We start from the raw sequence: 14,304 nt of genomic DNA on the forward strand, positions 1-14,304 counted from the left end.
GATAATTTCGAAAGAGAATAGCACTATTTTGCGGCCCGTATAGCATTTTGCAGGTTGAAATAACGGCGCATGCATTTGAAATGTGAGCTCTGTTGGTTAGGGAAAGCATAAACAAGGTAAGTAGGCCTTCTTCTTGATTCTCTAGCCCCTTATTTAGCGCTGGTTATACCCGTATTTGGTCGATTTTCTTTGCAAGTTACTGCCACTTATCTCCGCCTCCGTACAACGCTTTACTCAAACATACAGCGTCTGTTTCGTTAGCCCGAACTCATCAGCAATAGCCTGCACCGGCTCGCCCGTTTGGTGGCGGCGCTGCATGTGTAATACTGTGGGTGGTGATTTTGCCACCCGGTGCGCTTATCCGTACAATACAGCCTCTGATGAGTTAAACGTAAAATTGCAAGGATGTCGGTATGGAACTATCGTCACAGCACCAAGGGGTTATGCCTTCAAGGGCCGCAGAGCATCTGTGTCGAACCCTCCCGGTATTAATGAACGCCTCATCAGAAAGCAGCAGGCTGTCGCCAACTGCGTACCAGCAAATCCTCATCTATTGTGGCGTGCGGCCGGATATTATAGGTTGGCGCCGCTTTCTTAGCGTGTTTCTCGCCTTGCTTGGGCTTTTGGCTCTGGTGGCTGGGGCGATATTTTTCATCGCCTGGAATTGGGTCGCCATGCCGAGAATGGCAAAATTTGCCCTGATTGAATTATTGATTTTAGCGCTGGCGCTGGTGGTCTGGTGGCGCTGGTATGATGCCTTATCCCAGATGGCATTGCTCGCCGTGGGGTTGAGTTTTGGCGGGTTATTTGCGCTGTATGGGCAAGTTTATCAAACCGGTGCCGACAGCTGGGAGTTGTTCCGCGCTTGGGCTTTTGTGTTGTTGCCACTGGCACTGATTGGCCGGCAAAATGGCTTGTGGCTCTGTACTTGGGCCATCGCTAATCTGGCATTTCAACTTTACCACGCCAGCCAGACAACGTCCCTTTTTGACTCTTGGATGACCGATTTCACTCTGCCAGGCTACCTCGCTGTGCAGGGGTTATGCCTGATTGTGCGTGAAGCATTGGCTGAATATGCCAGTAAGAAAGAGCCGACTAGCTGGTTGGCCAGTCGCTGGCTGCCCCGGGTGATGATGGGCTACCTGCTGCTAACCATAACCCCGCTGATTAATCAGGCGATTTGGAACTGGCAAGGCTCCTACACGGCTATAATGGTGCTCATTCTGTGGGGAGCCACGCTACTGGCCGGGTATTTCTATTACCGATATCGTCGTCCTGATCTCTGCATGCTGACATTGGGTGTTATCAGCTTGATGGTCGTTGGCTGCGTATTGCTGACGCAAATGTTCGACAGTAGATGGGATATCGGCACGCTGTTTGCGATAGGTCTCCTGATGGCGCTATGGCTGGTTGCAGGGGGCGCACTATTATTGCATTGGCGGCGTGAGTTGTATCACCGCCAGGAGGTGGACGTCGCACAAAACGAAGTCGCCAGCCTGCTGCAGGAACTCCGCCAGCAGCAATTGTTAAATGATGATCAGCTTGCCGAGGTGGGTCAAATCGATCATTCGCATCATTTGCCGTGGTATTTACGTGCTGCGTTGGCGGTCGGTGGCTGGTTTGCTGCGATAATCATTCTTTTTCTGTTGGCATTACTACTGTTTGTTACCGACATGCTTGATTCGTTAAGTGGCGGCGGGCTGATTATCTGTTCATTAATTATCGCCATCCCGGCGGTGGCGTTGTTACGGGCTCCGGGTATTGGCAAGCACCAGATCGGCCTGGCATGGGCCATTGCCGCAACCTTTGGATTATGCTTCGGTGTTTCTTTACTACTGGATGATTTAGGTTGGAACAACAACCTTATGTTTAGTTTGCTGGGGTGTCTGCCAATATTGGCCGTAATGGCATGGGTCATGCCGGATGCGATGTATCGTTTTATGGCCGTTGTCGCTTTCATCGTCACGTTGATCTTGCCTTTGAGTGTCCTGGCCAGTACGCATTTACCGCAAGAGATCGCCATTGGGATGATTGCTTTGTTGATCGCCGGGGTGGTGGCAATCTGGCTGTGGGTGATCGCGCGGCAAAATATCTGGCAAGCAGCCCGCAATCAGCAAACGGCAGCAATTGCGCCACTGTTGTATGGTATTCCTGCCGGTATGATGTTGTTGTGCTATAGCAGCATTAACTACTCTCTTGTTGATGATCTTTTCTGGCATTCATTTTTTCATGCCTCTTTGCCGCTGATGGTAGGTATCGGTATCGCTGCTGGTTTAATCAGCGCGGCATTGCTTCAGGTCTTCAGATTCCCATCATCAGCCTCGGCAGTTTATCTCTCTGCCGCACTGTTTTGTGGTGCTATCGCCATTTTTTCCCCAGGGATTGGCTTCGGGCTGGCATTATTGTTGGCAGCGCGCTATCAGGGCAGTAAAGGATTGTTGGTGGTTACTGGTTGTTTCTTTATGCTTTATCTTATCGGCTGGTATTACTTTCTCGGTGTCACATTGCTGCAAAAATCACTGTTGCTGTTAGTCAGTGGTCTGCTTTTACTGGGGCTGGCCTTGGCCGCGAAAAAGTTACTACAGGTTAAAACCGGAGAGAGTCATGCAAACTAAAAGCGTGATGAAGTGGCTAATGGCCGGCATAGTTCTGCTGGTGCTGATTATCGTCAACCTGTCTATTTATCAAAAAGAACGGCTGCTGAAACATGGCACGGTGGTGATATTAGAGTTGGCCCCGGTAGATCCACGTTCGCTGATGCAGGGCGATTATATGGCACTGAATTATGCGTTAAACCGTCAGCTTCTGGATGATGGGGAGCAGCAGAGCCTAGATTGTCAAAATGACGCCACCCTCTGCACTGAACCGGTAAACCGTGAGAAAATTGTGGTTGAGCTTGATGCGCAACATCGGGCGGTTAACGCCAGTTTCTACCGGGGTCAACCGCTGAAAGCCCAAGAGGTGCTGATGAAATATCACCTGTCTAATGGTTGGTTGAATATTGGCACGCCAAGTTACTTTTTTCAGGAAGGGGATGCCGAACGTTTTGCCGATGCCCGCTATGGCGAATTTCGCGTAGGCCAGGATGGCACCGCAATATTAACCTATTTGCTCGATGCTCAGGGAAAGCGCATTCTTCCTTGATTAGCCGTGTTTACCGTTTAGTTGAGCTTTAATTTTACGCTTTAAGCACAGGTATAGTGTTCACTACCACACATATAGTGCCTTGATGAATTCTGCGGTTCGTCAGGCCTTGATACACCAGGGTTTGGCAAGCGCTTATTGTACTCTAGCGGGTTGGGCAAATAGCGCGTAAGGCTAGAAATATAACAGAACCGACTAGCGCGGATAGGTGCAGTATTCTATATTCATTTAACTTTATGATATATGCGGTAGTTCTCTGCTAAACCTGTGCTAAAATCTTTATAGCTGACAGCGTGTTATGCAGTCATGCCACTCGATAAAGCAAAATTCGCCCAGAGGAGTCAGATTCTGGTCTGAAAGCGGTAGGGCCCCACCTTGTTAAGGGGGGATATCAATCCTGTATAAGAATTAAATTGTGTGGAGATAGGTATGGAGACGAAATTTAACGATTTAAAGGCGAAGCACTTACAATTGGTTACTGCTCAACTGCAGCTTCGGAATAACTTGCAGGAGAAAGCATCTGTACTTGTACAGGAGTATTTTAAGTCGTTGTCTTTGCCAGCAGATCGTTGGTTTATCGCGCAAAATGAACCGCGGGCTTATGTGGAAATTGGTGTCTTGAATGCGAAGGGGGAGTTTGAGTCTGCCTATCTACCAAGATTACAATTAGACAATAATTATCGACTGAATTTTCTCATCGTCACAACGTTGGATGATACCCCAATAACCGGTGGCTATCGCCATGGTGTCAGTATTTCACTTTATTATGAAGGTCCTAAGCTGTATGCGGTGGTGGGCGTTGGTGATGATGCTTCTACTTGCGAAGTGGCATCAGTACCAGAAGACTTTGCAGAAGTCTGTGAAGCGATTAAATCGCTGATTATCTCCGGTATTGAGAAATCGATGCCAAAAGCTGTTTTAGAGTAAATAGACCTAAGTTCATTCAGGTTGCAGATCGTTGGCGAAGTGTACTGAGCTAACTTTTCTGCAGCTTGAATGGCGTTAATATTTAGTTTTTGTTTTTCATATTTTGCCTCAAGTAACTCACTGTACGCTGGTAACTCACTCCGGCAGCACCGCTACCAGGAATGAGCTCAGTTTCACAAACGCATGTTGCTGAAGATTCCAGTGAGGTTATTCAGGAGCGCCAGAACGTGCGTGAGCACAAAATAAGAATAGGATAAATTTCCAAACGGCCAAAGAGCATAGTTGCGCACATCAACCATTTTGCTGGTGAACTTAAGACCCCAAAGCCAGCGGCCGTTTCACCGATTCCCAATCCCATATTGTTAATACAAGCCGCGACGGTGCCAAAAGAGGTCATCAAGTCGTAGCCCATCGAGTTTAACGCCCATATAAAGAAACAACTGAAAAAGATATAGAGAAAGAAAAAACTCCATACTGAACGTAATACGCGATCGGGTATCGGGGAACTGCCCACTTTGATGATATGAACTGCATTGGGATGTAATAACTGATGGAGTTCACGCCGACTTTGTTTGTACATGATCAAGAAGCGTAGAGCCTTGATTCCACCACAAGTCGAACCGACGCAACCACCAAAGAAACTGGCTGCCAGCAGTAAAATCACTGTATTGGAGGGGAGGGTGGCATAATCCCCGGTTGCCAAGCCATTGTCGGTCATCATTGAGGCGGTAAGAAGAAAACCATGGACGACGGCTTCTAGTGATGGGTACCTGTCTGAATTCACTAACTGAGTGCAGACAATCACGGCAATCGTCGTAAAGATAAATAAAAAGAAACGTAATTCAGTGTTTTTAAATAATGGCATCAAGCTGCGGCGTTGAGCGGCAACAAAGTAAAGCGTAAAGTTGACTGCTGAAAGTAGGGAGAAGACGCCCGCCACTATCTCTACTGGCGCACTGTTAAAATAGCCCAAGCTCTCGTTACGGGTGGAAAACCCCCCCAGTGAAATCGTAGAAAGGGCATGGCACAAAGCGTCAAACCATGGCATACCTGCAATACGGAATGACAAGGCACAAAGCAAGGCAAGCAGCATATAGGTTGACCACAGGGTTTTAGCCGTATCGGTCAGCCTTGGCGTGAGCCGTTCTTCTTTAAATGGGCCGGGCATTTCAGATTGGTATAGCTTACTGCCCCCTATCCCCAGCAGCGGTAATATTGCCACTGCTAAGACGATAACCCCCAAACCACCGATAAAATTGAGTTGAGCACGGTAATAAAGAATAGATTTCGGGACCTTATTCAGGTCACTGAGAACTGAGGCACCGGTGGTGGTGATACCAGAGACACCCTCAAACATCGCATCAGTAAGGCTGATATTTAGTGTGTTATCTATCCACAATGGCAGCGCACTGATCAGAGAGAAGAATACCCAGAACAGTACAATGATTAAAAAACCATCTTGGGTATGCAGTTGAACTTTTTTCTGGCGCGTTATCTGCCAGCATAGCCCGCCGACCAAACTGGAGATGATCAACGTATAAAAAAATGAAAACAGGCTCTTCTCTTTATAAATGAGAGCAATGAGCATCGGCGGGATCATGGAAAGGCTATAGAGCAAAACTAAAAAACTGCATAAGTTAATAACGATTAATGTTTGCTTTTTATTGACCATAGTTTTATGCGTATTACGTCAGTGGCAGTTGAACACCATTTATGAGCCTTGCGCTGAAGGATAATGCAACTGATGTGAAAAGTATAAAGATTTAGAGGTTCAGAGCGAAACATCCACCATTCGTTCATCGTTATCAGTGGCAGTTGTCAATCTGGCGGGTTGATGTTGCTGGCAATGGCGGCAGCCAAGCGGCAGGGAATAGGCTTGAACGAAACCCCCTGCAGTTGGCGGCATAACCCATATATCGTCATAGTCAGGTCATGGTGAGCAACCCGTTGTTAGTCAGTGGTAATTTTTACCCCGACTCTGCTGATTTGGTTGGCGTCCATCTCTGCGATGGTCCAGGTTAAACCCGACCATTCCACCTGATCACCGATGACCGCTTCCCCGCCGATCTGTTGGGCAATAAACTGCCCAAGTGTTTGCTGTTCGTCGATCTCCGCTGGAAAACTAAGGCCGTAGATCTGCGATATATTACTCAGCAGGGCATCAGATTGTAGAACAAAGTCACCAAAGAAACGGTCATCAAGGGTGACACTCGGTGCCTGACTGAATAGTTTACCCAGTGCAGGTAAATTGTGTTCGTGGCCAATGACACACAACACATCACCTTGCTGCAAGCGGGTACTGCCGGTTGGATGCAGCCATTCATTATCACGAAATAATACCGCGATATGCGTCCCCTGGGGCATTTTCAGTTCACGTACTGCCGCCCCAATGCACCAGTTTTCGGCGGTTAAGTGGTAAATAAATTGTTCCCATTGGTTTTCGAGGTCAATATCCAGCCCGACGCGGGAAGAAGGCGCCAATGTAGGGGGAATAACCACTTTAGCTTTTTTAGCAGCCAAGGAGAGTGTAGAGCCTTGCAACAGTAGCGAAACCAATACCACAAAGAAAGCGACGTTAAAGAATAGGCTGGCGTTGGGCAGGCCAGCCATCATAGGGAAGACTGCCAGGATCACGGGAACGGCGCCACGCAGCCCTACCCAAGAGATAAACAGGCGCTCACGCAGGTTAAAGTTGCGAAACGGCAGTAAACCGGTAAACACCGAGATTGGGCGGGCAAACAGGATCATCCACAACGAGAGAAGCAGCGCTGGGAGGGCAATGGGCAGCAGCTCCCGTGGATTAAGAAGTAACCCCAAGACCAGAAACATACCAATCTGGCTTAGCCAGGCCAAGCCATCGAATGTTTGCATAATGCCGTGATAGTTGCGAATCGGTCGGTTGCCGAGCATTAAGCCACACAAATAGACGGCCAGAATACCACTACCATTGAGTGCGGTGGTCAACGCAAAGATCAAGATGCCGCCACTTACCGCCAGCAGGGGATATAGCCCTTCAGCGAGTTTGATGTGATTGATTAACGTCAGCAATAACCAGCCACCACCGAGCCCGAATATCACCCCCAGAGCGAACTGCTGCAATAATTGAACCAGGAATAGCCAGCTAAACGAGGTTTCTCCGGCAGAAATCATGGCGATGAGTGCGATGGTGAGAAACACTGCCATAGGATCGTTGCTGCCAGACTCAATTTCCAATGTTGCATTGACGCGTTCGTTCAGTCCTTTGCCATCTAACATGGAAAATACGGCGGCGGCATCGGTAGAGCCAATAATGGTGCCAATCAATAACCCTTGGATCAGGTCGATATTAAACAACCAGGCTGCAGCCAGACCTGTGAGCCCGGCTGTGATCAGAACCCCCACTGTCGCTAATGACAAGGCGGGCCACAGTGCCATACGGAATGAACTGACACGAGTGCGCATACCGCCATTAAGCATTATGACGGCTAATGCCAGGTTACTGACCAGGTAGGCAATAGGATAATTGTCAAAAATGATGCCACCAGGGCCATCGACGCCAGCTAGCATGCCAATTGCCAAAAAGATTACCAGGATCGGGATGCCTAAACGAGATGAGAAAGAGCTAAGAAGAATGCTTGCGCCCACCAACACTGCACCGATGATGAACAAACTGTTGATTGTACTCGCATCCAAGATAATGTTCTCCTGCAAAAAGGACTAAGAGAGGGGGCTAATAGAGCAGCATAATAGCCTGTTTTACCAGTAAAGTGCCAAGGATGATTGTAAAAATTAGGTGTATTTATTGCCTATTTACCTATTATTTGATTTGAAAAGCATAAAATGAGCATGTTTATTATTTTTATCAATAATTATCAATTGGATATATTTACATGAGTGTATAGATTCAAGCGGCATTGAGAGGCGATAAACGAACTTGAATCGAGACCAACATCGGTGGAATTGAGTTACGCGACTCATCAATGAGCCGCGTAACGGCAAGCGCTAGCTTGAATAGGTCTGACTATCAGCAATCAAGCATGAGTGGTTGAATTAGGGTCACTATTACTTTGTGTATTCGCTAGCATCCGGCGAATTGGTACGATGAGCAGCATAAGAACCGCAGCACAAATAACCAGAGCAATGGAGCAACGAGCAAACAGGGTAGGCAACAGGTCTAATTGGTCGGCTTTCACATGGCCACCAATCAGGCCTGCGGCCAGGTTGCCAAGTGCACTGGCACAAAACCACAGGCCCATCATTTGGCCACGCATTCTTTCTGGTGCCAGTAATGTCATGGTTGCTAACCCAATCGGGCTTAAACAGAGCTCGCCTAACGTCAGTAATAGAATACTGCTTACCAGCCACAGTGGGGATACACCAGCACCTTCATGACTGAGTACCTGCTGTGCCGCCAGCATCATCACCCCAAAGCCTGCCGCAGCAAATAAAATGCCGATAACAAACTTGGTAATACTGCTAGGGCGAATCATATTGCGTGCCAATGCTGGCCATAGCCAACTGAATACCGGAGCCAGCAAAATAATAAACAGTGCATTAATAGACTGGAACCAGACCGCTGGAATTTCGAAATCACCGATCATTCGCTGGGTATAATCTTGGGCGAATAGATTGAATGAAGTTGGCTTCTGTTCAAAAGCAGACCAGAAAAAAGCCGCAGAGAGCAGCAGGATAAAACAGACCAGCAGCCGCGCACGCTCGCTACGGTTCATATTGGCAAAGAAAAAAAGATAGATAAAATATAATGTTACTGAGGAAGCAATCACATAAACCAAGGTGCTGGCAATGGTCACCGGGTTAATGGTGATGATGCCTTGTGCCAGTAGTGTGGCGACCAATGCGATAGCGGCGGCGAGTACCACAATCCAGCGGCCGACACCGCGTTTTTTTGTTACTGGCTGATTCCAGGTTGAATCCAGACCACCTTCACTGTCATAACGCTTCATCGCAGGTACGGCAAATAGGCGGAAGATAACCAACGCAACCAACATGCCAATACCGCCAATACCAAAGCCCCAGTGCCAACCGTGTGAGCGAAGTAACCAACCCGTCATCAACGGGGCAATAAAAGAGCCGATATTAATGCCCATATAAAAGAGAGAAAAACCACCGTCACGGCGGGCATCCCCTTGTTTGTAGAGGGTACCGACCATCACCGAAATACAGGTTTTGAACAAGCCGGAACCGAGCACGATAAACATCAAGCCGATGAAGAACAGGTCATTACCCATAATGGCTGACAAGGCAATGGAGAGATGCCCCAGTGCGATTAGAATCGAACCATACCAGACCGCTTTTTGCTGGCCGAGCCAGTTATCGGCCAACCAACCGCCCGGTAATGCGGCCAGATACATACTGCCAGCGAAGATACCGACAATTGCCGAAGCATTTTCTCGTGCTAACCCCATTCCACCGTCATAAACGGTGGCGGCCATAAACAGGATCAGTAGTGGGCGAATGCCATAAAAAGAGAATCGTTCCCACATCTCGGTGAAAAAAAGCGAACGGAGTGGATAGGGGTGGCCGAAAAAGGTTCGGCTTTGTTGTTGATTAACAGAGGATTGCATAACGTTATTCCAGGGTAGTGTATTGCACAAGGGAAGCGAATATTGTTGTAAATCTGTTGGTGCTCAAGTTATAGCATAGGCGACGGTATGGCGAATTTCACCTCGCCATTGGCCGGATGTTCGATATAGGTGATTATTTGTTGATACTTCACGTAGCGAAGTTACTACTACAGACGGTGCTACTATAGGCTATGTCACTACAGACTATACCGCTACAGACTATACCGCTACAGACAAGACAAGGCCTCAAACCCAGCAGATGTGGTAGTGATAGCCACATGAGTCACTTCATAATGGGCTACCGCATTAAATGGATCTTCTGCCAGTATTTTATCCAACTGTGCTCGCTCAATCTCTTTAACCAGGATCACACCACCGGTACGGGGATTTTTACGACCCGAAGCCATAAAGATCTCTTGCGAAAAATAGCGTTTTAACCAAGCGACATGTTGTTCAAGGTACCCGTCAACTTCTTCAATTGGGCGGTGGTAGGTCAGGCTGATGATGTACATGGTGTTTCCTTTTGTCAGGTTGTTAGTTGTAAAGATAAGGCTCACCCGCTGGGCGGGTCTTAAAACGGCGATGTAACCACATATATTGGTCTGGTGCCAACAGGATCTCTTTTTCAACCACCTTGTTCATAAAGGCGGCAGCATCAAGTTCGTTATCCAGCGGAAAGTTTTCTACCGCAGGTTGAATGATAAGTTCATAACCTTGGCCATGGGGTAGACGCCGTGGAGTAAAGGGAATAATTGCCGGTTTACCCATACGTGCCAGCATGTAGCTACCGGAGGTGGTCGCGGCATTGTCTACCGCAAACAGGGGAACAAAGACACTGCTGCGTGGGCCGTAGTCATGATCGGGGGCGTACCAGATAATCTCGCCTTGTTTCAGGGCGCGGATCATCCCTTTAATATCTTTACGATCCAGCATGGATTTATTGGAGCGCATACGTCCCCAAGTTTGTAGCCAATCTATCAGTTTGTTGTCATGAGGGCGATAGACACCTATTCCTGGATTATAAATACCAAAGGTACGTGCGCCCAATTCCAACGTCAGAAAATGCAGGCCGATCAGCAGAACACCTTGCTGGTTATCCCGCGCTTTTTGTATCTGTTCCAGGCCCGTGACAGTAAACCAGCGCTCGATACGCCAATTGGGCCAGAACCAGGCCATACCGGTTTCAAGTAATCCCATTCCGACGGATTCAAAGTTTTTCCTGACTAAGGCGTCACGCTCAACGCTTGTCATCTGCGGAAAACAGAGCTCAAGGTTACGCTGTGTGATTGCTACTCGGCGCTTGAGAAAATGCATGGAAAAGCGACCTAGCCCTGTCCCCAATTGATAGAGGAGCGGGTAGGGAAGCATAACCAGCAGGTAAAGCAAACCAATGCCAAACCAAGTGAGCCAATAGCGAGGATGGAGTAACGAACGATTGAAGGTAGGAACTTGCGTCATAGTTTCTCAGCTTAGAAGCAATCAGTTAACACTTATCGCAGAGAAATCGTATACACCTGGCCATTTTCTAATAGGGGGGCACTCATTGCCCCAGGTTTACTTGATCCACCTTTGAGCTTGGCCCTGGTCACCAGTTTATTGTGTTCGGTTGCTTTTGGGGCAACGTCATCAATCAGGCTATAGACCGGTTACTTTGCTAAAGGAACAACAAAATCCATCACGTAGAAAGGATTCGGTGTATATGATGATTCGTCTGCTATTTATCCTCTATATTGTGACATTTTTTCTCTGTAACGGGAAAAACAACAGCATTACTCAGCCTGTTTGTTGGAAAAAAAAGGATTAAGTGATGTTTTTTTAAGATAGGCAATATAAATTGTCGAGAGCGCCATAAACTGGCGACTGGCTATGGTGTTTAATGCTGCGTGGCTGTCGTAAGGGTAGCAACCGGTCATCCTTCTTACAGGTGGGCACTGAGGAGCTGGGAACTCAATGCCCAATTCACAGTCGCTACTCTTTAAATAATCCTTTCACCGCTTGTGGCTCTGAGCGCCAGTATTGGGGCGGTGCTTTTACATTGGCCCCTAATTTTGCTGCGGCATGCCATGGCCAACGCGGGTTATAAAGAATACCACGACCTAGTGCCACCATATCCGCCTGCCCGGTGGCGACAATCGCTTCCGCCTGTTCAGCTTCGGTGATCAGCCCAACAGCGATGGTGGGCATACCAACTTTTTGCTTGATAGTTTCAGCAAAGGGGACCTGATAGTTCGGCCCGATAGGGATCTGTTGCTGAGGAGAAAGTCCACCGCTGGAAATATGGATATAGTCACATCCCAGTTGTTTTAATGCGGCTGTTAATTCAACAGACTGCGGCTCATCCCAGCCGCCATCAACCCAGTCACTGGCTGAAATTCTTACACCAAGCACTTTATGTGCTGGGATTACCTGGCGTACTTCGCTGAATATTTCCAGTAGTAGACGCATCCGGTTTGCTAAACCACCGCCGTATTGGTCGGTACGCTGGTTGCTCAGTGGTGACAGGAATTGATGGAGCAAGTAACCGTGCGCGGCATGTAATTCGATGAGGTCAAAACCAATACCATCAGCACGTTGTGCGGCGGCGACAAATTGCGCCTTTAATTGCTGGATTTGTTCCAGGCTCATGGCTTGCGGAATTTGATCCTGGCTATTAAAGGGCAGGGCGGAAGCAGAAAGCGTTTGCCAACCTCCTTCAGTTGCCGAAATTTGTCTCCCACCTTGCCAAGGGACAGCACATGAGGCTTTACGACCAGCATGGCCTAATTGAATACCCAGTGGCATGCGGCTGTATTGTTTTACTGCTGTTACCACATCCGCCAGTGCCTGCGTGGTTGTTTCATCCCATAGGCCGAGATCTCTGTCGGAAATGCGCCCTTCTGGCGAAACTGCCGTGGCTTCAACAATCAACAAACCCGCACCAGAGTGGGATAGATTTCCCAGGTGAATAGTGTGCCATGGAGTGGCTTTGCCATTATCGGCAGAATATTGGCACATAGGGGCGATAATGATGCGGTTAGGTAGCGGTAAGGCGCCTAGGGTAATGGGGGTAAAAAGTTGGCTCATAATGTCCTTGTGATTGGTCAAAACCGTGATTTTGGTTAACAGGCGGTATGCTCTAATTACACCTGAGTGGGCGGGGGGTCAATGAATATTGCTGGTACTTGCTGCGATGCAAGTTGCAAGAAGGGCACTGATGCCAGTCATCGGTTTTACTTAATGCCGATGCTTGCTGGTGTTGTCCTACTTGCAACTTGATTAAACGTGACTAGATACGCTTTTTTGAGTCGTTGCCTGATTACTATTTCTCGCGCACACCTTCAACGGAGATGATCAGTTCAACTTCCTGCGAGGCTGGGCCGAGGTCAGTGGTGATGGCAAAATCTTTCAGTTTGATTTTCCCCGCTGCTTCAAAGCCAGCACGGTAGCCGCCCCATGGATCGTTACCTTGACCAGTCAATTTGGCATTGAGGGTGACTAGCTTGGTGACGCCATTCAGTGTCAGGTTGCCGGTGATGATATAGTCTTCACCTTGTTTCTTCACTTCAGTGGACTCAAAAGTGGCTTTCTGGTGTTTCTCTGTGTTAAGGAATTCACCACTACGTAGGTGTTTGTCTCGCTCTGCGTGGTTAGTATCTACACTGGCGGTATTGATGGTGACATTAACTTTATCTTGAGCGGGGTCTTTTTCATCAAAAGTGAAGCTACCGTCAAAGTCTTTGAAGGATCCGTAGAGCCAGCTATAGCCTAAGTGTTGAATACGGAATTCAATAAATGCGTGTTGACCCTGCTTATCTATTTTGTAGTTGGCTGCCAAGGCTGAGCCTGCGTTTAATAACAGGGCTGCAGTGACAAGACCCAATAATTTTTTCTTTAATAACATAACATTCTCCATATAGCCAAGAGGTTAATCGGCGCTGCGACCCAGCATCCGTTTTAAAGTGACATCACTATCGATAAAGTGATGTTTAATTGCTGCCAAAGCGTGTAGTACCGAAAGTACGACAACGGCCCAGGCAAGATAAAGATGGACTGTTCCTGCAGTATCTGCTTGCTGCGGTAAATTGGTCAGCAGTGCCGGTAGATTAAACCAGCCGAAAACACTAATCGGCTGACCATCACTGGTGGAAATAAGGTAGCCGCTGATCAAAATAGCAAACAGAATAACGTATAGAGCAATATGAGTTAGGGTGGCACTGATGCGGGTAAAACGGCTATAGCTATCAAGTGGTTTCGGCGGTGGTGAAATCCAACGCCAAATTACTCGAATGACCAGAACAATAAACAGTATAACACCGATACTTTTGTGGATTTCTGGTGCTTGGTGGTACCAGTTATCGTAATAACCGAGTGTTACCATCCAGAGGCCTAAAGCAAACATGCCATACAGGCTAAGGGCTACCGACCAATGAAGCAGAATAGAAATGAACCCAAAGCGATGGGCAGTATTTCTCCAAAGCATAATAATTCCTTTTGGTGTCAACAGTTGCTGGCTAATAGTTATATATGAATGAAAGCTAATGCAATAATTAAATGTGTTTTATTGACTTTTAAATTTTCTTATTCAGTTTATTTGCCTAAGTTATGGTTAAGTTGGTCAAATAAATGTGGTAATGGGTTGTTTTTAGGCGGAGCCTATAAGGATGTTGTTTTTTGAGATCGGCTCGATCTT

General features: G+C 47.6%; 12 protein-coding genes. 3 read left to right on the plus strand and 9 right to left on the minus strand.

All coding sequences use genetic code 11. The annotated features are described in order from the left end of the window. Positions 1–234: 234 nt before the first annotated feature. Entirely contained in the window at positions 235–318 is an 84-nt protein-coding gene (locus ACX9GV_RS07260) for a helix-turn-helix domain-containing protein (RefSeq protein WP_473197999.1), read from the minus strand. Between the two features lie 95 nt (positions 319–413). Here ACX9GV_RS07260 and ACX9GV_RS07265 point away from each other — a divergent pair, with 95 nt between their 5' ends. From ACX9GV_RS07265 to ACX9GV_RS07275, 3 genes are all read left to right on the plus strand, one after another. After that, a complete protein-coding gene (locus ACX9GV_RS07265; RefSeq protein ID WP_473197575.1) occupies positions 414–2,615 on the plus strand; it encodes a DUF4401 domain-containing protein in 2,202 nt (733 codons plus the stop codon). Then, complete coding sequence (locus ACX9GV_RS07270) at positions 2,605–3,144, plus strand: GDYXXLXY domain-containing protein (RefSeq protein WP_473197576.1); 540 nt, start codon at positions 2,605–2,607, stop codon at positions 3,142–3,144. Before ACX9GV_RS07265 ends, ACX9GV_RS07270 begins: the two co-directional genes overlap by 11 nt. Positions 3,145–3,573: 429 nt before the next feature. Beyond that, positions 3,574–4,071, plus strand: a complete 498-nt coding sequence (locus ACX9GV_RS07275; protein ID WP_473197577.1) for a hypothetical protein — start codon at positions 3,574–3,576, stop codon at positions 4,069–4,071. Between the two features lie 211 nt (positions 4,072–4,282). Here ACX9GV_RS07275 and ACX9GV_RS07280 read toward each other — a convergent pair whose 3' ends face one another. The 8 genes from ACX9GV_RS07280 to ACX9GV_RS07315 all read right to left on the minus strand — a co-directional run bounded on the left by ACX9GV_RS07280 (position 4,283) and on the right by ACX9GV_RS07315 (position 14,094). Beyond that, the gene (locus tag ACX9GV_RS07280) at positions 4,283–5,743 is read right to left on the minus strand and encodes a TrkH family potassium uptake protein (RefSeq protein ID WP_023490746.1); all 1,461 of its coding nucleotides are present in this window, start codon (positions 5,741–5,743) and stop codon (positions 4,283–4,285) included. A 278-nt stretch (positions 5,744–6,021) separates the two neighbouring features. Continuing rightward, complete coding sequence (locus ACX9GV_RS07285; protein ID WP_473197578.1) at positions 6,022–7,743, minus strand: potassium/proton antiporter; 1,722 nt, start codon at positions 7,741–7,743, stop codon at positions 6,022–6,024. A gap of 338 nt (positions 7,744–8,081) precedes the next feature. Beyond that, complete coding sequence (locus ACX9GV_RS07290; RefSeq protein ID WP_473197579.1) at positions 8,082–9,635, minus strand: peptide MFS transporter; 1,554 nt, start codon at positions 9,633–9,635, stop codon at positions 8,082–8,084. 227 nt (positions 9,636–9,862) lie between these two features. Continuing rightward, on the minus strand, positions 9,863–10,147 hold the full coding sequence (locus tag ACX9GV_RS07295) for a YciI family protein (protein WP_473197580.1): 285 nt from the start codon (positions 10,145–10,147) through the stop codon (positions 9,863–9,865). A gap of 22 nt (positions 10,148–10,169) precedes the next feature. Then, a complete protein-coding gene (locus tag ACX9GV_RS07300; protein WP_473197581.1) occupies positions 10,170–11,093 on the minus strand; it encodes a Kdo(2)-lipid IV(A) acyltransferase in 924 nt (307 codons plus the stop codon). A 510-nt stretch (positions 11,094–11,603) separates the two neighbouring features. Further along, entirely contained in the window at positions 11,604–12,698 is a 1,095-nt protein-coding gene (locus tag ACX9GV_RS07305) for an NADH:flavin oxidoreductase/NADH oxidase (RefSeq protein WP_473197582.1), read from the minus strand. Positions 12,699–12,933: 235 nt separating this feature from the next. Then, a complete protein-coding gene (locus ACX9GV_RS07310; RefSeq protein WP_473197583.1) occupies positions 12,934–13,515 on the minus strand; it encodes a YceI family protein in 582 nt (193 codons plus the stop codon). A gap of 24 nt (positions 13,516–13,539) precedes the next feature. After that, entirely contained in the window at positions 13,540–14,094 is a 555-nt protein-coding gene (locus ACX9GV_RS07315) for a cytochrome b (RefSeq protein ID WP_473197584.1), read from the minus strand. Positions 14,095–14,304: the final 210 nt, after the last annotated feature.

The organism is Serratia sp. 25CWL12, assembly GCF_055790885.1.

Coding starts and splice junctions, on each gene's coding strand:
- ACX9GV_RS07260 (WP_473197999.1), bottom strand. CDS start 318: ATGCAGCGCCGCCACCAAACGGGCGAGCCGGTGCAGGCTATTGCTGAT.
- ACX9GV_RS07265 (WP_473197575.1), top strand. CDS start 414: ATGGAACTATCGTCACAGCACCAAGGGGTTATGCCTTCAAGGGCCGCA.
- ACX9GV_RS07270 (WP_473197576.1), top strand. CDS start 2,605: ATGCAAACTAAAAGCGTGATGAAGTGGCTAATGGCCGGCATAGTTCTG.
- ACX9GV_RS07275 (WP_473197577.1), top strand. CDS start 3,574: ATGGAGACGAAATTTAACGATTTAAAGGCGAAGCACTTACAATTGGTT.
- ACX9GV_RS07280 (WP_023490746.1), bottom strand. CDS start 5,743: ATGGTCAATAAAAAGCAAACATTAATCGTTATTAACTTATGCAGTTTT.
- ACX9GV_RS07290 (WP_473197579.1), bottom strand. CDS start 9,635: ATGCAATCCTCTGTTAATCAACAACAAAGCCGAACCTTTTTCGGCCAC.
- ACX9GV_RS07295 (WP_473197580.1), bottom strand. CDS start 10,147: ATGTACATCATCAGCCTGACCTACCACCGCCCAATTGAAGAAGTTGAC.
- ACX9GV_RS07300 (WP_473197581.1), bottom strand. CDS start 11,093: ATGACGCAAGTTCCTACCTTCAATCGTTCGTTACTCCATCCTCGCTAT.
- ACX9GV_RS07305 (WP_473197582.1), bottom strand. CDS start 12,698: ATGAGCCAACTTTTTACCCCCATTACCCTAGGCGCCTTACCGCTACCT.
- ACX9GV_RS07310 (WP_473197583.1), bottom strand. CDS start 13,515: ATGTTATTAAAGAAAAAATTATTGGGTCTTGTCACTGCAGCCCTGTTA.
- ACX9GV_RS07315 (WP_473197584.1), bottom strand. CDS start 14,094: ATGCTTTGGAGAAATACTGCCCATCGCTTTGGGTTCATTTCTATTCTG.